This is a genomic window from Amnibacterium setariae (genome assembly GCF_003581425.1).
In the GTDB taxonomy this organism is placed as follows: domain Bacteria; phylum Actinomycetota; class Actinomycetes; order Actinomycetales; family Microbacteriaceae; genus Amnibacterium; species Amnibacterium setariae.
In genome coordinates, this window is sequence record NZ_QXTG01000001.1 from 478,596 (window position 1) to 496,235 (window position 17,640).

Annotated in this window: 15 protein-coding genes; 14 read left to right on the top strand and 1 reads right to left on the bottom strand. The window is 72.0% G+C overall.

The features are described 5' to 3' along the window. Positions 1 to 45: 45 nt before the first annotated feature. The 7 genes from D1781_RS02440 to tuf all read left to right on the top strand — a co-directional run bounded on the left by D1781_RS02440 (position 46) and on the right by tuf (position 7,975). On the top strand, positions 46 to 1,710 hold the full coding sequence (locus tag D1781_RS02440) for a S8 family serine peptidase (protein ID WP_119480677.1): 1,665 nt from the start codon (positions 46 to 48) through the stop codon (positions 1,708 to 1,710). A gap of 45 nt (positions 1,711 to 1,755) precedes the next feature. Beyond that, a complete protein-coding gene (locus D1781_RS02445) occupies positions 1,756 to 2,676 on the top strand; it encodes a hypothetical protein (protein WP_119480678.1) in 921 nt (306 codons plus the stop codon). Positions 2,677 to 2,758: 82 nt separating this feature from the next. Continuing rightward, positions 2,759 to 3,130 (top strand): hypothetical protein, encoded by a 372-nt coding sequence (locus tag D1781_RS02450; protein ID WP_147392015.1) that lies wholly within the window; start codon positions 2,759 to 2,761, stop codon positions 3,128 to 3,130. Positions 3,131 to 3,376: 246 nt separating this feature from the next. Beyond that, positions 3,377 to 3,754, top strand: coding sequence for a 30S ribosomal protein S12 (rpsL, locus tag D1781_RS02455; RefSeq protein WP_119480680.1), 378 nt, complete (start codon positions 3,377 to 3,379; stop codon positions 3,752 to 3,754). Further along, on the top strand, positions 3,754 to 4,224 hold the full coding sequence (rpsG, locus tag D1781_RS02460; protein ID WP_119480681.1) for a 30S ribosomal protein S7: 471 nt from the start codon (positions 3,754 to 3,756) through the stop codon (positions 4,222 to 4,224). The genes rpsL and rpsG overlap by 1 nt, the downstream gene beginning before the upstream one ends. 147 nt (positions 4,225 to 4,371) lie before the next feature. Next, positions 4,372 to 6,492, top strand: a complete 2,121-nt coding sequence (fusA, locus tag D1781_RS02465; RefSeq protein WP_267899778.1) for an elongation factor G — start codon at positions 4,372 to 4,374, stop codon at positions 6,490 to 6,492. A gap of 289 nt (positions 6,493 to 6,781) precedes the next feature. Beyond that, complete coding sequence (gene tuf / locus D1781_RS02470; RefSeq protein WP_119480682.1) at positions 6,782 to 7,975, top strand: elongation factor Tu; 1,194 nt, start codon at positions 6,782 to 6,784, stop codon at positions 7,973 to 7,975. Positions 7,976 to 8,045: 70 nt separating this feature from the next. Here the strand turns inward: tuf and D1781_RS02475 are convergent, their stop codons facing one another. Next, entirely contained in the window at positions 8,046 to 8,678 is a 633-nt protein-coding gene (locus tag D1781_RS02475; RefSeq protein ID WP_147392016.1) for a hypothetical protein, read from the bottom strand. Between the two features lie 65 nt (positions 8,679 to 8,743). On the opposite strand from D1781_RS02475, the gene D1781_RS02480 reads away from it, so the two are divergent. The 7 genes from D1781_RS02480 to D1781_RS02510 all read left to right on the top strand — a co-directional run bounded on the left by D1781_RS02480 (position 8,744) and on the right by D1781_RS02510 (position 17,631). After that, a complete protein-coding gene (locus D1781_RS02480) occupies positions 8,744 to 10,303 on the top strand; it encodes a Mur ligase family protein (protein WP_119480684.1) in 1,560 nt (519 codons plus the stop codon). Positions 10,304 to 10,570: 267 nt separating this feature from the next. Then, positions 10,571 to 11,647 carry a DNA topoisomerase IB gene (locus D1781_RS02485; protein ID WP_233550935.1) on the top strand — a complete coding sequence of 359 codons (1,077 nt, stop codon included), beginning with the start codon at positions 10,571 to 10,573 and terminating at the stop codon, positions 11,645 to 11,647. A gap of 9 nt (positions 11,648 to 11,656) precedes the next feature. Continuing rightward, complete coding sequence (locus tag D1781_RS02490; RefSeq protein ID WP_119480686.1) at positions 11,657 to 12,679, top strand: LacI family DNA-binding transcriptional regulator; 1,023 nt, start codon at positions 11,657 to 11,659, stop codon at positions 12,677 to 12,679. A gap of 138 nt (positions 12,680 to 12,817) precedes the next feature. Beyond that, the gene (gene arfA / locus D1781_RS02495; RefSeq protein ID WP_119480687.1) at positions 12,818 to 14,338 is read left to right on the top strand and encodes an arabinosylfuranosidase ArfA; all 1,521 of its coding nucleotides are present in this window, start codon (positions 12,818 to 12,820) and stop codon (positions 14,336 to 14,338) included. Between the two features lie 54 nt (positions 14,339 to 14,392). Beyond that, the gene (locus D1781_RS02500) at positions 14,393 to 15,739 is read left to right on the top strand and encodes an extracellular solute-binding protein (RefSeq protein ID WP_119480688.1); all 1,347 of its coding nucleotides are present in this window, start codon (positions 14,393 to 14,395) and stop codon (positions 15,737 to 15,739) included. 28 nt (positions 15,740 to 15,767) lie between these two features. Next, positions 15,768 to 16,703: a carbohydrate ABC transporter permease gene (locus tag D1781_RS02505; protein ID WP_119480689.1), complete on the top strand. Its 936-nt coding sequence runs from the start codon at positions 15,768 to 15,770 to the stop codon at positions 16,701 to 16,703. A 1-nt stretch (position 16,704) separates the two neighbouring features. Beyond that, complete coding sequence (locus D1781_RS02510; RefSeq protein WP_119480690.1) at positions 16,705 to 17,631, top strand: carbohydrate ABC transporter permease; 927 nt, start codon at positions 16,705 to 16,707, stop codon at positions 17,629 to 17,631. The last annotated feature ends 9 nt before the right edge of the window (positions 17,632 to 17,640 follow it).

Genomic DNA, 17,640 nt, shown 5'->3' on the forward strand with positions numbered 1-17,640 from the left:
CGCGCTGTGCGCCCGCCTTCCGCTCGTCCGCGCCGGGAGGCACCCGTGAACCGCAGCGCCGGAGCCGGCCTGCGCCGATGCGCCGCGCTCGTCGCGACCGTCGCCATGACGGTCGGGCTCGGAGGAGCGGCCGTCGCCGCTGACGCGGGCGGCGACCCGAGCCGCTTCGTCGTGCAGGTCGACGGCGCGCTGCCGACGGCCGCGCAGCTCGACGCGAGCCTGCCGTCGGTGCAGGTCGAGTCCGTCCGTCCGCTGGGGGAGGGGCTCGCCGCGGTCGAGGTCACGGGTCGCGGCACGGAGACGCAGCAGGAGCGCGCCCTCGACGCCTCGCCGCTCGTCGACGCGGCGTCGCCCGACCGCCGGTTCACCGTCGCCTCGACCCGCGCGCCGGTCGCCGACGCGGACCCGTGGACCAGCGAGCAGTGGGACCTCTGGGACGCGTCGTCGCAGGCGCGCGCCGGCGGGTTCGGCATCGACGCGCCGCGCGCCTGGACGCGCACGCGCGGCGACCGCGACGTCGTCGTCGCCGTGCTCGACACGGGCATCACGCCCCACCCGGACCTGCGGGGCGCTTCCGTGCTCCCGGGCTACGACTTCGTCTCCGACATCGAGGGGATCGACACGGGCGACGGCGGCGGCTGGGACGGCGACCCGTCCGACCCCGGCGACGCGTGCGCCGAGCTCGGCACCGACTCCTCCTGGCACGGCACGTTCGTCGCCGGCGAGATCGTCGCCCAGCGGAACGGCACGGGCGTGATCGGCGCGGCGCCGCGCGTCTCCGTGCTGCCCGTGCGGGTGCTCGGCGGCTGCGGCGGCTCCGAGGGCGACTCGATCGCCGCGATCGAGTGGGCCTCCGGCGGCCGGGTGCCGGGCGTGCCCGCCAACCCGAACCCCGCGCAGGTCCTCTCCCTCTCCCTGGGGTCCGACACGGGGGAGTGCTCCGACGCCCTGCAGACGGCGATCGACGACGCGATCGACCGCGGCACGGTCGTCGTCGCGGCCGCCGGCAACGACGGCGCGACCATGGCGGACACCTCGCCGGCGAACTGCGCCGGGGTCGTGAGCGTCGTCGCGACGACGCGGACAGGGATGCTGGCCGGGTACTCGAACCGCGGCGACGCGAGCATCACGCCGTCGATCGCGGCGCCGGGCGGGTCCGACGCGAACCCCGTCGTCGGGGACGTCTGGACCGCGGCCGGCGCGTTCACGGACCAGGGGAACCGCGCGGCGATCGGTGCCGACCAGGGCACGAGCATGGCCACGCCCCGCGTCGCCGCCGCCGTCGCGCTGCTGCTGTCCGTGCGACCCGGCCTCGACCCGGCCGACGTCATGCAGCGCCTCGCCGCGACCGCGACGCCCTTCCCGGCGGGATCCACCTGCACGGAGGCGCGGTGCGGCGAGGGCATCGTCAACGCCGGCGACCTGGTCGGGGCGCAACGGGTCTTCCTGCAGACCGCCGCGCCGAGGACGACCGGGACGGCACGGGTCGGCAAGCGGCTGACCGCGACGTCCGGCTCGTGGAAGCCGTCGCCGACCGCGGTCCGGTACCGCTGGCTGCGCGACGGGAAGCCCGTCGCGGGTGCGACCGGGCGGGCGTACCGCCTCCGCCCGCGCGACGCCGGCCACCGGATCGCCGTGCGCGTGCAGGCGGTGCGGGGCGGGACGCTCGCCGCGACGGCGACCAGCCCGGCCCGCCGGATCCCTCGCTGACGGCTCCCGTAGGCTCTCCGCGCCGCGACGAGAGGAACCCCCGACATGGCCGAGCCGAACCGTCCCGTCGAGGAGCCGTCGGAGGACCCCGGCCGCCGCGCCGACCCCGAGGCCGACCGCACCGAGGAGCGCCCGGCGACCGCCGTGCCCGCCGGGGAGCGGGAGGCGTCCGCGGTCGCTGAGGAGCGCCCCGGTACCGCGGTGCCCGCGGCCGACCGCGCCACGACGGACCGGACCCTCGAGCAGGAGCGCGCGGACGCGCGCGCCGCGACCGATCGCCTCGACGGGCGCGACGACGACCGGACGCGCCCGGAGGCGACCCGCCCGCTCGAGACGCCTCCGCGCGAGGACCGGGGGAGCGCCGAGCCCGCCCGCACGACGCCGGTGCCGCCCGCGCCCGCGCCGCAGCAGCCCGTGCTCGCGCCGGCCGAGGAAACCGCTCCGCCCGCGCCGAAGAAGCACGGGAACCGTCTCGCGGCGACCGCGTGGGTGCTGCTCGCGACCGGCCTCTTCGTCGCGGTGTACTTCGCCGCGGTCGCGCTGCTCGAGCTGCTCATCGCCGGCCCGCAGGCGGTGGCGCCGCAGCTGCAGGTGTTCGCGACGACCGGCGGCGGCGTCCTCGCCTGGCTGCCGGCCCTGTTCTTCTTCCTGCTGTTCGAGCTGACCGTGCTGCTGTTCAACCGCGCGGGCCGGTTCGCCTACGTCGTCGCGAGCCTCATCGTCGGCGTGCTCGTCTACGCGCTGGCCGCCTCCCTCGTCCCGCTCGTCGCCGGCGGGTCCGCCCCGGACCGGAACACCGCGGTGCAGGCCTTCCTGAGCCCCGTGTTCGTGCTCACCGGCCTCGTCGCCCGCGAGGTGATGCTCTGGACCGGGTTCGCGATCGGTGCGCGCGGCACCCGCGTGCGCCGCCGCGACAAGGAGGCCCGTCGCCGGTACGAGCAGGAGCTGGGCGACGGCCGCGCCTGACGGCCGCGCCGGCCTCGCGCCGGCGCTCCTCGCCGGGCTCGGCTGGGCCGCTGCCGTCGTCGCGGCGAACGGCCTGATCAGCGTGGGCACCGGGCTCGAGGTGGTCCCGGTGCGCGGCGCCGGTCCGCTCGCCGAGCCGCTCGGCGTCGCGGTCGCGGCGCTCCTGATCGTGCTGCGCGGCGCACGGGCCACATCGCGCAGCGTCCTCCTGCCGCTCGAGACCGCCCTGCTCGCCGCCGCGTCCCTGCTCGTCGTCGCGGGCTTCGTCGCCCTCGCGATGAACGGGCCGGGCGACGGGTTCCTGACCCTCGGCAGCGCCGCCGTGTCCGCCTTCACGCTCGTCGACGCCGTGCTCGCCGCGGTCGCGGGGCTCGTCGTGCTCCTCGTGGTGCGCGCGCGGGCGGCCGGTGCGGGGCGCCCGCGCTGGCCGTGGGAGGAGGACGGGGACCCGTGATCGCCGGGCGTGTTCGACACGACCTCCCGAGTGCGGTTATCATGGTGGGCACGTGTGCCGCTTCCCGGCGCACGGCTCGTCCCTCGGAACGCTTCCGGCCGCCAGGCGGGTAGGCGCTGTTGGGACCGCTGCGGATGCGCGTCATCCGCTTCGACCGTCCGGCGCCGGAACCCGGCGCCCCGCATCCCGCGAGGGATGCCGTCCGGAAAGCAGCCCGCCCCGCAAGGCGGCTAAGGAGTCAGCAGAGTGCCCACCATCCAGCAGCTGGTCCGCAAGGGCCGCACGCCCAAGGTCGTCAAGACCAAGGCGCCTGCGCTGAAGGCGAACCCGCAGCAGCGCGGCGTCTGCACCCGCGTCTACACCACGACGCCGAAGAAGCCGAACTCCGCGCTCCGCAAGGTGGCGCGCGTGAAGCTCTCGAACGGCACCGAGGTCACCGCCTACATCCCCGGTGAGGGCCACAACCTCCAGGAGCACTCGATGGTGCTCGTGCGCGGCGGCCGCGTGAAGGACCTGCCCGGCGTGCGCTACAAGATCGTCCGCGGCGCGCTGGACACCCAGGCCGTCAAGAACCGCAAGCAGGCCCGCAGCCGCTACGGCGCCAAGTTGGAGAAGAAGAAGTAATGCCTCGTAAGGGTCCCGCCCCGAAGCGCCCGGTCGTCGCCGACCCGGTGTACCAGGCTCCGGTCGTCAGCCAGCTCGTCAACAAGATCCTCGTCGACGGCAAGAAGGGCCTCGCCGAGCGCATCGTCTACGGCGCGCTCGAGGAGGTCGCGGCGAAGAACGGCCAGGACGCCGTCGCCACGCTGAAGAAGGCGCTCGACAACGTGCGCCCGACCATCGAGGTCAAGAGCCGCCGCGTCGGCGGCTCGACGTACCAGGTCCCGGTCGAGGTCAAGCCGCACCGCGCGAACACGCTCGCGCTGCGCTGGCTCACCTCCTACGCCAAGGCCCGCCGCGAGAAGTCGATGACGGACCGCCTCACCAACGAGATCCTCGACGCGTCGAACGGCCTCGGCGCCGCGGTCAAGCGCCGCGAGGACACGCACAAGATGGCCGAGTCGAACCGCGCCTTCGCGCACTACCGCTGGTAGTCCGAGAAGAACAGCACTCCACCGCGGCCGCGGCTCCGTCCACCTGGACGGGGTCCGCGGCCTCGGGCATGAAACGGGGCCCTGAAGCGTTGCCCCAGCAGGCACAGAAACGCTGCAGAGCCCACCACCTCTTCGAAAGGTTCCCCCGTGGCAGTCGCCCAGGACGTCCTCACCGACCTCACCAAGGTCCGCAACATCGGGATCATGGCGCACATCGACGCCGGCAAGACGACGACGACCGAGCGCATCCTCTTCTACACCGGCATCACCCACAAGATCGGCGAGGTGCACGACGGCGCCGCGACGATGGACTGGATGGCGCAGGAGCAGGAGCGCGGCATCACCATCACGTCGGCCGCGACGACGTGCTTCTGGAACAAGAACCAGATCAACATCATCGACACCCCGGGCCACGTGGACTTCACGGTCGAGGTCGAGCGGAGCCTCCGCGTCCTCGACGGCGCGGTCGCCGTCTTCGACGGCAAGGAGGGCGTCGAGCCCCAGTCCGAGACCGTGTGGCGCCAGGCGGACAAGTACAACGTCCCCCGCATCTGCTTCGTCAACAAGATGGACAAGCTCGGCGCGGACTTCTACTTCACCGTCGACACCATCGTCAGCCGCCTCGGCGCCAAGCCGCTGGTGATCCAGCTGCCGATCGGCGCCGAGAGCACCTTCGAGGGCGTCGTCGACCTGGTCGAGATGCGCGCCCTCACGTGGCGCGGCGACGCCAAGGGCGACGTCAAGATGGGCGCGGAGTACGCCATCGAGGAGATCCCCGCGGACCTGCTCGAGCGCGCGCAGGAGTACCGCGAGAAGCTCATCGAGACGGTCGCCGAGTCCGACGACGCGCTGCTCGAGAAGTTCTTCGGCGGCGAGGAGCTCACTGTCGCCGAGATCAAGGGCGCCATCCGCAAGATGACGGTCAGCAGCGAGCTGTACCCGGTGCTCTGCGGCTCCGCGTTCAAGAACCGCGGCGTCCAGCCGATGCTCGACGCGGTCGTCGACTACCTGCCGAGCCCGCTCGACGTGCCCGCCATCGAGGCGCACGACCCGCGCGACGAGGAGAAGGTCATCCTCCGCCACGCCGACGCGTCGGAGCCGTTCTCGGCCCTCGCGTTCAAGGTCGCGGTGCACCCGTTCTTCGGCCGCCTCACCTACGTCCGGGTCTACTCCGGCCACATCGAGGGCGGCAGCCAGGTCATCAACTCGACCAAGGGCAAGAAGGAGCGCATCGGGAAGATCTTCCAGATGCACTCCAACAAGGAGAACCCGGTCGACGGCGTCTCCGCGGGTCACATCTACGCGGTGATCGGCCTCAAGGACACGACGACCGGCGACACCCTGTCCGACGTGAACGAGCAGGTCGTCCTCGAGTCGATGACCTTCCCGGAGCCCGTCATCGAGGTCGCGATCGAGCCCAAGACCAAGGCCGACCAGGACAAGCTCGGCACGGCGATCCAGAAGCTCGCCGAGGAGGACCCGACCTTCCGCACCGAGCAGAACCGCGAGACCGGCCAGACCATCATCAAGGGGATGGGCGAGCTCCACCTCGACATCCTGGTCGACCGCATGAAGCGCGAGTTCAACGTCGAGGCGAACGTCGGCAAGCCCCAGGTGGCCTACCGCGAGACGATCCGCAAGACGATCGAGCGCTACGACTACACCCACAAGAAGCAGACCGGTGGTTCCGGCCAGTTCGCGAAGGTGCAGATCGCGCTCGAGCCGCTCGAGGTCACGGCCGAGACGACGTACGAGTTCGAGAACAAGGTCACCGGTGGCCGCGTCCCGCGCGAGTACATCCCCTCGGTCGACGCGGGCATCCAGGACGCGATGCAGGTCGGCGTCCTCGCGGGCTACCCGACGGTCGGCGTCAAGGCGACGCTGCTCGACGGCGGCTACCACGAGGTCGACTCCTCCGAGATGGCGTTCAAGATCGCCGGCTCGATGGCGTTCAAGGAGGCCGCGCGCAAGGCGTCCCCGGCCCTCCTCGAGCCCGTCATGGCCGTCGAGGTCCGCACCCCCGAGGAGTACATGGGCGACGTCATCGGCGACCTGAACTCCCGCCGCGGGCAGATCCAGGCGATGGAGGACGCGTCCGGCGTCAAGGTGGTCACCGCCAAGGTGCCGCTGTCCGAGATGTTCGGCTACGTCGGCGACCTCCGCAGCAAGACCTCCGGCCGCGCCGTCTACTCGATGCAGTTCGACAGCTACGCCGAGGTCCCGAAGAACGTCGCCGACGAGATCGTCCAGAAGAACAAGGCCGACTAGTCGGGGAGGGCGTCGGGCGCGACCGGCTTCGCCGGCCCCGTCCGACGCCCTGCTCCGGCGCCGGCGCGCCTCCGCGGCACGGCTTCGCCGTGCGACGGGCTCGCCGGCATGAGCCGGCGGGGCGCTCCCGCGCCCTCTCCGCGAGCGGTCCACGGACCTGGTCGTTCGCAACGAGCGTGTAACAAACCGAAATCCAGTCGGGTATCCTCGACCGGTCGTTTCCTGCGCAAACCCGCGCCTCTACGACCGAGGTAGGACACCTCGACCAACAGTCCCGAGGAGGACATCAGTGGCCAAGGCCAAGTTCGAGCGCACCAAGCCGCACGTGAACATCGGAACGATCGGGCACGTCGACCACGGCAAGACGACGCTCACCGCCGCCATCACGAAGGTGCTGCACGACAAGTACCCGACGCTGAACACCGCGAGCGCGTTCGACCAGATCGACAACGCTCCCGAGGAGCGCCAGCGCGGCATCACCATCAACATCTCGCACGTCGAGTACCAGACCGAGAAGCGCCACTACGCGCACGTGGACGCCCCGGGCCACGCGGACTACATCAAGAACATGATCACGGGCGCGGCGCAGATGGACGGCGCGATCCTCGTGGTCTCCGCCACCGACGGCCCGATGCCGCAGACGCGCGAGCACGTGCTGCTCGCCCGCCAGGTCGGCGTGCCCTACATCGTCGTCGCGCTGAACAAGGCCGACGTCGTCGACGACGAGGAGATCCTGGAGCTCGTCGAGCTCGAGGTCCGCGAGCTGCTCTCGAGCCAGGAGTTCGACGGCGACAACGCCCCGATCGTCCGCGTCTCGGCGCTGCAGGCCCTCGAGGGCGACGCCAAGTGGGGCGACACGGTCGCCGACCTCATGGACAAGGTCGACGAGTTCGTGCCGGAGCCCGAGCGCGACGTCGACCGTCCGTTCCTGATGCCGATCGAGGACGTCTTCACGATCACCGGTCGTGGCACCGTCATCACCGGGCGCGTCGAGCGCGGTGTCCTCAAGGTCAACTCCGAGGTCGAGATCGTCGGCATCAAGCCGACGAGCATCAAGACCACGGTCACCGGCGTCGAGATGTTCCGCAAGCTCCTCGACGAGGCGCGCGCGGGCGAGAACGTCGGCCTGCTCCTCCGCGGCACCAAGCGCGAGGAGGTCGAGCGCGGCCAGGTCGTCGTGAAGCCGGGTTCGGTCACGCCGCACACGCAGTTCGAGGCCAACGCGTACATCCTGTCCAAGGACGAGGGTGGCCGTCACAACCCGTTCTACGCGAACTACCGTCCGCAGTTCTACTTCCGCACCACGGACGTCACCGGCGTCATCTCGCTGCCCGAGGGCACCGAGATGGTCATGCCCGGTGACACCACCGAGATGAACGTCGAGCTGATCCAGCCCGTCGCCATGGAGGAGGGCCTGCGCTTCGCGATCCGCGAGGGCGGCCGCACCGTCGGCGCCGGCACGGTGACGAAGATCATCAAGTGAGCTGAGCCTCACCGATCGACAAGGGGTCGGGCCTTCGGGCCCGGCCCCTTCGTCGTACCCGGGCGCTCCGTCAGACGAGCGCCCGGACCCGCCGACGGAGGAACACGCCCTCCACCCGCTCGTGCCACGCGAGCCGGCGGAGCAGCCTCATCGGGGTCCAGAGCTCGTCGCGGTAGCGGTGCACGCCGGTGCGCGGCATCGACGCGAGCAGGCCGCGCACGTGGGCCGCGGACCGCGAGAGCTCCTCGAGCAGGTCGTCGACGGGCTCCAGCTCGGGCAGCCCCAGCCGGCGCGCGTAGCCACGCGACTCCGTGTCGACGACGTGCCGGGCGATCGCCGCGGGCGTCCGCCACGGCATCCACCCGGGCTGGTCGACGTCCGGGTCCTCCCGGTCCCACCGCTCGGGGCCGGCGGTCCGCAGCTGCTCGATCGTCCTCGTCCGCTCCTCGCGCAGCACCGCGAGCGTCCTGGTGACGTGCGCGTCGGTGGCCGGTGCGCGATCCGCCGCGAACAGCTGGTCCTCGCCGCGCAGCGTCTCGGTGACGACGACCCCGTCCGCGCCGGTGCGCCGCCGCAGGGCCTCGAGCGCGAGCGCCTCCGTCTCCGCCTGCGCGCACTCGCCCCAGGCGGCGAGGTCGAGGGACCACACCGCGACCTGCCCGAGGGACGCCATCACGTCGCTGCGGTCCACCCCGACGTCCACGGAGCGACCGTAGCCCCGGCAGGGCGGGGCGCCGGGAGCGTCCGCGCACCTACAGTGGTCCGGTCATGCCTGCCCCGGTCCCGTCCCCGTTCGTGCCCGAGTCGACCGAACCGGTCGCCCTCGCCGACCTCGCCGGCCGCTTCGACCTCGCGGGCGACCCCCGCGACGTCGCGGTCACCGGCATCAGCCTGGGCACCGCCGCCGTGCGGCCCGGGCACCTCTTCATCGCCCTCCAGGGGGTCCGCAGCCACGGCGCGGACCACGCCGCCGACGCGGTCGCGCGCGGCGCCGTCGCCGTGCTCACCGACCCCGGGCACGCGGACCTCGCGCTCGGCGTCCCGGTGCTGACGACGCCGGAGCCGCGCCCGCTGCTCGGCGAGCTCGCCGCCGCGGTCTACCGCACGCGCGAGCACCACCCGCTGCTCCTCGGCGTCACGGGCACGAACGGCAAGACCTCCACGAGCCACCTGCTCGCGGGGCTGCTCGACCTGCTCGAGGTCCCGAACGGGCTCAGCTCCACGGCGGAGCGTCGGGTCGGTCCCGAGCGCCGCGTCGCCGGGCTCACCACCCCGGAGGCGACGGAGCTGCACGCGCTCATCGCCCGCATGGTCGAAGCGGGCGTCGAGGCCGCCGCGATCGAGGTCAGCGCCCAGGGCCTCTCGCGCCACCGCCTCGACGGCATCGTCTTCGACGTCGCCGGCTTCACGAACCTCAGCCACGACCACCTCGACGACTACGCCGACATGGAGGAGTACTACGCCGCGAAGGCGGTGCTCTTCCAGCCGGACCGGTCGCGCCGGGCGGTCGTCTCCCTCGACACCGCCTGGGGCGCCCGCGTCGTCGCCGACGCCGGCGTCCCGACCACGACCATCGCGCTCGCGGGCGGCGAGGCCGCCGAGTGGACCGTCACGGTCACCGAGGAGACCCAGGCGCACACCGCCTTCGTGCTCGAGGGCACGGGGGACCGGCGCATCGCGACCCGAATCCCGGTGCTCGGCGCCCACATGGCGGCGAACGCCGGCCTGGCGATCGTGATGCTGCTCGAGGCGGGCTACGCGTTCGACCGGCTGAAGACGGTGCTCGAGGGACCGCGGGGCATGGACGCGACGCTCCCCGGCCGCACCGAGCTGGTCTCCGGTCCCGGCGCGCCCGCCGTCTACGTCGACTTCGGCCACTCGCCGCACGCCTTCCAGGAGACCCTCGCGGCGGTCCGCGCGGTCACGCCGGGCAAGGTGATCATGCTGTTCGGCGCCGACGGCGACCGGGACACCACGAAGCGCCCGGACATGGCCCGTGCGGCGGTGGCCGGCAGCGACGTGCTCGTGGTCACGGACCACCACCCGCGCTTCGAGGACCCCGCGTCCATCCGCGCCGTGCTCGTCGCGGCGGCTCGCGAGGCGGCGCCGGACCATCCGCTCCACGAGGAGGGGCAGCCCGAGAAGGCGATCCGGCTCGCGGTCTCGCTCGCGGAGCCGGGCGACGCGATCCTCTGGGCCGGCCCCGGGCACCAGAACTACCGCGACATCCGCGGCGTCCGGACCGACTACTCCGCCCGCCGGGAGGCGCGCGCCGCGCTCCGCGAGGCCGGGTACGAGGCGGCTCCCTCCCGCGACCTGCAGTCCTGACCCGGCCGCATAGGCGGTTCTTGCCGTGCGCCGGGGCTCCTCCGAGACCCGCCGCCCATCATCGATCCCGGACAGTCCGAGGAGCTCCCCGGGCCGGTTCGCACCCCGATCCGACGGGCAATCGGATCGACTCCGGGTGCCCGGTCCGATCCTCGGACCGGGTGGGTGAGAAGGGGAGGGCTCGGCGGCCCTCCCCTTCTCCATGTCCGCCGCGGTTCCGCTGCGCGATCCCTGATGCACAGCCCGGCGTCCATACACTCGCCGACCGTGACCGACGCCCCGACCGCGCCGAAGACGCGCCTGCGCAAGAGCAACCCGCTCGGCAAGGGCTACAAGCGCGTGCGCGCGGGCAGCGGGTTCAGCTACCGCGCCCCCGACGGCTCGCTCGTCAAGGACCGGGCGCTCCGCGCGCGGTTCGAGGCGCTGGGCATCCCGCCCGCCTGGAGCGAGGTGTGGATCGCGCCCTACGAGAACGGGCACATCCAGGCGGTCGGCTACGACGCCGCGAACCGGAAGCAGTACATCTACCACCCGACCTGGCGCGAGCGGAACGACAAGCGCAAGTACGAGCGCATGCTGCTGCTCGCGGAGGCGCTGCCCGGCGCCCGCGGCACGGTGCGCCGGCACCTCCGCGACCCCGAGCGGCCGAAGCGGCAGGTGCTCGCGGCCGCGTTCCGCATGCTCGACCTCGGCGGGTTGCGGATCGGCTCCTCCGAGTACGAGGAGGAGAACGGCAGCTACGGCCTGACCACCCTGCACGGGGAGCACGTCGAGGTCGAGGGCGACGAGGTGCGCCTCCGGTTCCCGGCGAAGAGCCACAAGGTCTGGGAGTCGACGATGCGCGACCCCGACCTCGCCGCGCTCCTGGCGGAGCTGAAGGGGCGGGGCGACGACGAGCGCCTGCTCGCCTACCGCCGCGACGGCGAGTGGCGCACGATCACCCCGTCCGACGTGAACGCGTACGTGCGCAAGCGGCTGCACGGGAAGTTCTCCGCGAAGGACTTCCGCACCCTGCGTGGCACGGTGTCGGCGGCGATCAGCCTCGCCGAGCACGGTCCCGAGGAGAAGAAGGGCCTGCAGAAGCGCGCGATCGCCGACGCGATGCGCGCCGCCGCCGCCGAGCTCTCGAACACCCCGACGGTCGCGAAGGCGAGCTACGTCGACCCGCGGCTCGTCGACCACTACCGCGCGGGGGAGACCATCGACCCGGCGCGGACCCGCGCCGCGGAGGCGGAGGTGCGGGCGCTGCTGTTCGAGGGCCCCGACGAGCCGATCCAGGAGCCGGGCAGTCCCCGTGCGGAGGCGGAGTCCGAGCTGGGGACGAGCGGCGCGGCGACCGCATAGCCTGAGCGCGTGCGCCCGACGGTCAAGGACGTGGCGGCGCTCGCGAACGTCTCCCCGAAGACCGTCTCGAACGTGCTCGGCGGCACGGTCGTGGTCGCGCCCGGCACGAGGTCCCGGGTCGAGTCCGCCATCGAGCGGCTCGGCTACGTGCCGAACCTCTCCGCCCGCGGGCTCCGCTCCGGCCGCACCGGGATCGTCGCCCTCGTCATGCCCGACCTCCGCACGCCCTTCTCCGCGGAGGTCGCCCAGGACTTCGTCGAGCTCGCGCACGCCCGCGGGCTCGCCGTGCAGATCGAGCAGTCGTGGAACGACCTCGACCGGACCCGGGAGGTGATGGCGCTCGCCCGTCGGCACCTCGTCGACGGCGTCGTGATGAACCCGATCACCGTGGAGCAGCGCGACGTCGTGCTCACCGGCGGCGCGGGCGCGGTGCCGCTCGTCATGCTCGGCGAGGTGCTGCAGGACGACGTCGACCAGGTCTGGGTCGACAGCGTCGACGCGGCCCTCCGGATCACCCGGCACCTCCTCGCCCTCGGGCACCGCCGGATCGCCATGCTCGGCGCACCCGGCCCGGACAAGGACACGGTGACGGGCGGCCTGCGCCGCGACGGCTACCGCCGCGCGCTCGCCGAGGCCGGGATCCCGGCGGACCCGGCGCTCGAGACGGCCTGCGACCGGTGGACCGCGCGGGGCGGGCACGACGCGATGGCCGCGCTGCTGGCGACGGGGGAGCGCCCCGACGCCGTGTTCTGCGCGACGGACTCCATCGCCTTCGGCGCGCTCTCGGCGCTGTGGCGGGCCGGCGTCCGGGTGCCGGACGAGGTGTCGGTCGCGGGCTTCGACGACGTCGACGAGGCCGCGTACGCCTCGCCGCCCCTCACCACGGTGCGGTTCGACAAGCGCGCCTACGCGGCCGCGGCGCTGGAGCACCTCGTCGCCCGCATCGACGGGTCCGACGCCCCGGCGGCCCGCGTCGCGATCCCCGTCGAGGTCGTCGCGCGCGAGAGCACGCGGGCCCGCACCGGGTCCTGACGGCCCGGCGGGGGCGCCGCCGGCGCACGACACGCCGAGAGTCCCATGAGCGCTCACCCCGAGGCTTGACGCGCCGTTCCAACGATGTAACGGTGGGTCCGCACACCGTCGTGTCCACGAGAGGGAACCTGAGAACCCGTGACTGCCGCCCGGATCACCGTCTCCACCTCGGCGCCCGTCGGCGCCATCGACCGCAGGGTCTTCGGCTCGTTCGTCGAGCACCTCGGCCGCTGCGTCTACGACGGCATCTACGAGCCCGGCCACCCCGCTGCCGACGAGCAGGGCTTCCGCGAGGACGTGCTCGCCCTGGTCCGCGAGCTCGGGACGACGACGATCCGCTACCCGGGCGGCAACTTCGTCTCCGGCTACCGCTGGGAGGACGGGATCGGCCCGAAGGAGCAGCGCCCCGTCCGCCGCGACCTCGCCTGGCACTCCACGGAGACGAACGAGGTCGGGCTGCACGAGTTCGCGCACTGGGCGAAGAAGGCCGAGGTCGAGCCGATGCTCGCCATCAACCTCGGCACCCGCGGCGAGCTCGAGGCGCTCGACCTGCTCGAGTACTCGAACCTCCCGACCGGCTCCGCCCTGTCCGACCAGCGCGCCGCGAACGGGTCGCCCGAGCCCTTCGCCGTGAAGATGTGGTGCCTCGGCAACGAGATGGACGGTCCCTGGCAGCTCGGCCACCGCGACGCGACCGACTACGGCAAGCTCGCCAGCCGCACCGCCAAGGGCCTGCGCCAGATGCAGGCGGACCTCGAGCTCGTCGCCTGCGGCAGCTCCGGCTCCGGCATGCCGACGTTCGGCACGTGGGAGCGCGTGGTGCTCGAGCACACGTACGACGACGTCGACTTCATCTCGGCGCACGCCTACTACCAGCCGATCGACGGCGACGTCGACAGCTTCCTCGCCTCCGCGGTCGACATGGACCGCTTCATCGAGGTCGTCGCGGCCACCGCCGACCACGTGAAGGCGGAGAAGCGCAGCGACAAGACGATCCACATCTCGTTCGACGAGTGGAACGTCTGGTACCAGAAGCGCTACGAGGACGAGGAGCGCATCACGGCGCTCGAGGAGTGGCCGAAGGCGCCGCGACTCCTCGAGGACGTCTACACGGTCACCGACGCGGTGGTGTTCGGCAGCCTGATGATCTCGCTGCTGAAGCACGCCGACCGGGTGAAGGCCGCCAGCCTCGCCCAGCTCGTGAACGTGATCGCGCCGATCATGACGGAGCCGGGCGGCCCCGCCTGGAAGCAGACGACGTTCCACCCGTTCGCGATCACCTCGCGGCTCGCCCGGGGCGAGGCCCTCGACGCGGTCGTGTCCGCTCCGACGATCGCCACCGCGAAGTTCGGCGACGTGCCGGCCGTCGACGGCGTCGTGACGCGCGACCCGGAGACCGGCGCCGTCGCCGTCTTCCTCGTGAACCGGAACCGCACCGAGCCGATCACGGTCGAGGTCGGCCTCGAGGGCCTCGCCGGCCTCGAGATCGCGGAGACCCACACGATCGCCGACGAGGACCCGGACGCGGTCAACACGAAGGACGACCCGGACCGCGTGACGCCCGCCCCGAACGACTCCGCGTCGGTCGACGGCTCGACCCTGACGGTGACGCTGCCGCCGGTGTCGTGGACCGCGATCGGGCTGGGTTCCAGGGGCTGACGCGGACCGCCGACAGGCGCATACTCCAGCGAGGACGACGAGGAGGTCGACCACATGGCCGGATCATCATTCGAACGAGCGGTGCTGACGCGGAGGGGGCTGCTCGGTGCCGGGCTCGCGGCGCTGACGGTGCCGGCGCTGGCCGCGTGCTCCACGCCCGCGGTCGCCGGGCTCACGGGCAGCGAGCTGGACCCCAGGACGCTGGTCTTCTGGAACCTGTTCGGGGGCGGCGACGGCAGCCGCATGCAGGAGATGGAGGCGGGCTACCAGAAGACCCACGGCGGGCCGTCGTCGCTCCAGGCGACCGTCTTCGCCTGGGGCAACCCGTACTACTCGAAGCTCACGCTCGCGACCGTCGGGAACAAGCCGCCGGACGTCGCGGTCGCCCACCTGACGCGGGCGAAGCTGCTCGCCCAGGGCGGGGTGCTGGACGAGATCACGGAGGAGGACCTGTCCTCCGTCGGCCTCTCGTCCGACGACCTCGACCAGAAGTCGTGGGCGACGCAGAAGACCGACGGGAAGAACATCGCGATCCCGCTCGACACCCACCCGTTCGTCATGTTCTTCAACCAGGACGTCATCGACAAGGCGGGGCTGCTCGAGGGCGGGAAGCTGAAGGCGATCACCGGCCTGAAGGACTTCGAGGCCGCGCTCGCCGAGGTGAGCAAGGTCACCGGCGGGGTCGCGATCACGTCCGCGAACGTCAACGAGACCGCGACGCCGTGGCGCCTGTTCCAGACCCTCTACAGCCAGTTCAGCGACGTGCCGCCCTACCTCGGCGACGACGGCCGCACGCTGACCGTCGACCAGGACGCGGCGAAGGAGGTGCTCGGCACGATCGCGAGGTGGAGCCAGAAGGGCTGGCTCAACAAGGCGCTCGACTACGCCGGCAGCCAGACGCCGATGTTCACCGGCAAGGCGGGCTTCTACCTCCAGGGCGAGTGGGAGATCACGACCGCGCAGTCCATCAAGGGCCTGAAGTTCGGCATGGCCCCGGTGCCGCAGCTCTTCGACAAGCCGGCCAGCCAGGCCGACTCGCACACGTTCGTGCTGCCGAAGAAGGACCGCACGCCCGAGCAGCGCAAGCAGGCGATGGGCTTCATCAAGTCGATGCTCGACCAGAGCTACACGTGGGCTCAGGGCGGCCACGTCCCCGCCTACCTCCCGCTGCGGGACAGCCAGAAGTACAAGGACCTCGAGCCGCAGGCGGACTACGCGAAGGCCGCGGACAACGCCGCGTACGACCCGACGGCCTGGTACTCGGGCTCCGGCTCGACCTTCGAGACGATCGTCGGCTCGCAGTTCGCGCTCGTGCAGCAGGGCGCCTCGTCGCCGGACGGTGCGCTCAGGTCGGCGAGCGATCAGCTGCAGACCTACCTGAAGACCCCGTCCCCGCTCTGATCCGCTCGACCACCGGAAGGCCACCGCAATGACGCAAGCCATCTCCGTCCCGCCCGCGGGAGTCGCCGCCCGACCGTCCCGGAGCAGTCCGATCGACCGGGGCGGCGCACGCGCCGGCTGGGGGTTCATCGCCCCCTTCGGGCTGTTCTACCTGCTGTTCCTGCTCGGTCCGGCGATCGTGATGCTCGTCGTGAGCTTCTTCAACAGCTCGACGGTCAAGTCCGGCCTCGGCACCTTCGCCGGGTTCGGCAACTACATCGAGATGTTCGGCCGCGCCGACTTCTGGGACGCGATGTGGCACACCGTGCAGTTCACGATCTACACGACGCCGCCCCTCGTGATCCTCGGCTTCGTGCTCGCGGTGCTCACGAACCGGATCCGGCGCGGGCAGTGGTTCTTCCGCCTCGCGTTCTTCCTGCCGTTCGTGCTGCCGTCCGCGACCATCTCGCTGATCTGGCTGTTCATCTTCACGCCGGGCACCGGGCTCTGGGCGCTGGGGGAGCAGCTGATCGGGCTGACCCCCGGTCCCGGCGTGCTCGCAGGACCCGGCACCGCGATGATCGGCGTCGCGCTCGCCACGGTCTGGTGGACCCTCGGCTTCAACTTCGTGCTCTACCTCGCCGGGCTGCAGGAGATCCCGCGCGAGCTGTACGAGGCCGCGGCCGTCGACGGAGCGAGCCAGTGGGAGCAGATCCGCTTCATCACCCTGCCGCTGCTCACCCGCACGACGACGCTGGTGATCCTGCTGCAGATCATCGCGAGCCTGAAGATCTTCGACCAGGTGTACCTGATGACCCAGGGCGGACCGGGCACGGCGACGCAGGTCGCGCTGCAGCTCGTCACCGGCACCGCGTTCACGGACAACCGCATCGGCGCGGCCTCCGCCGCCTCCACCATCCTCTTCGTCCTGATCGTCGCCATCGCGGTGATCCGGCAGCTCACCGACCGCACGAAGGAGGCGTGAGATGACCTCGACGCCCACCACGACCACCCGGCGCTCGTCGGCCGTCCGCAACGCGGTCTCGCCGGCCGCGCCGGCGCGGGCCCTGCCGGCGGAGGCCTCGAAGCGCAGCGACCGGATCTTCAACGTCGTCGCGCTGATCGTCCTCATCGTGCTCGCGATCCTCTGGCTGATCCCGAGCCTGTTCGCGCTGAAGACCTCGCTCACCGAGAACGGCACGTCCGCCCTCGGCGCGGGGCAGATCATCTCGTCGTTCTCGCCGACGCTGCACTCCTACGCGTCGCTGTTCCAGGCCGGCGACATCTGGAACTGGTACATCGCGAGCGGCATCACGAGCGTCATCACGACGGTCCTGACGGTGCTGTTCGCCTCGATGGCGGCGTTCGCGCTGTCCCGGCTCGTGTTCCGCGGGCGCAACATCGTGTTCCTGCTGATCGTGCTCGGCATCATGATCCCGACGCAGGTGCTGATCGTCCCGATCTTCCAGCTGCTCGGCGCCGTGAACCTGCTCAACACCTACTGGGGCGTGATCCTGCCGCAGGTGCCCGCCGTGATCGCGGTCTTCATCTTCAAGCAGTTCTTCGACGGCATCCCGAAGGACCTGGAGGAGGCGGCGCGCATCGACGGCGCGAGCCGCTGGCGCGTCTACTGGTCCGTGATCATGCCGCTGTCGCGGCCGGTCATCGCGGCGGTGTCGATCCTCACGTTCGTCGGCGTCTGGAACAACCTGCTGCTGCCGCTCTTCGTGGTGGCGAACCCGAACCTGATGACGATCCCGGTGGGCCTCGCGACGGTGCAGGGCAGCTTCGGCCAGCGCTACTCCGACATCCAGGCCGGCGCCGTGCTCGGCGCCCTGCCGCTGGTGGTGCTCTACGTGATCTTCCAGCGGCAGATCGTGGAGGGCGTGACGGGCAGCGGCCTGAAGGGCTGACCCCGCCGC

Coding starts and splice junctions, on each gene's coding strand:
- rpsG (WP_119480681.1), top strand. CDS start 3,754: ATGCCTCGTAAGGGTCCCGCCCCGAAGCGCCCGGTCGTCGCCGACCCG.
- D1781_RS02505 (WP_119480689.1), top strand. CDS start 15,768: ATGACGCAAGCCATCTCCGTCCCGCCCGCGGGAGTCGCCGCCCGACCG.
- D1781_RS02480 (WP_119480684.1), top strand. CDS start 8,744: ATGCCTGCCCCGGTCCCGTCCCCGTTCGTGCCCGAGTCGACCGAACCG.
- D1781_RS02510 (WP_119480690.1), top strand. CDS start 16,705: ATGACCTCGACGCCCACCACGACCACCCGGCGCTCGTCGGCCGTCCGC.
- D1781_RS02500 (WP_119480688.1), top strand. CDS start 14,393: ATGGCCGGATCATCATTCGAACGAGCGGTGCTGACGCGGAGGGGGCTG.
- D1781_RS02445 (WP_119480678.1), top strand. CDS start 1,756: ATGGCCGAGCCGAACCGTCCCGTCGAGGAGCCGTCGGAGGACCCCGGC.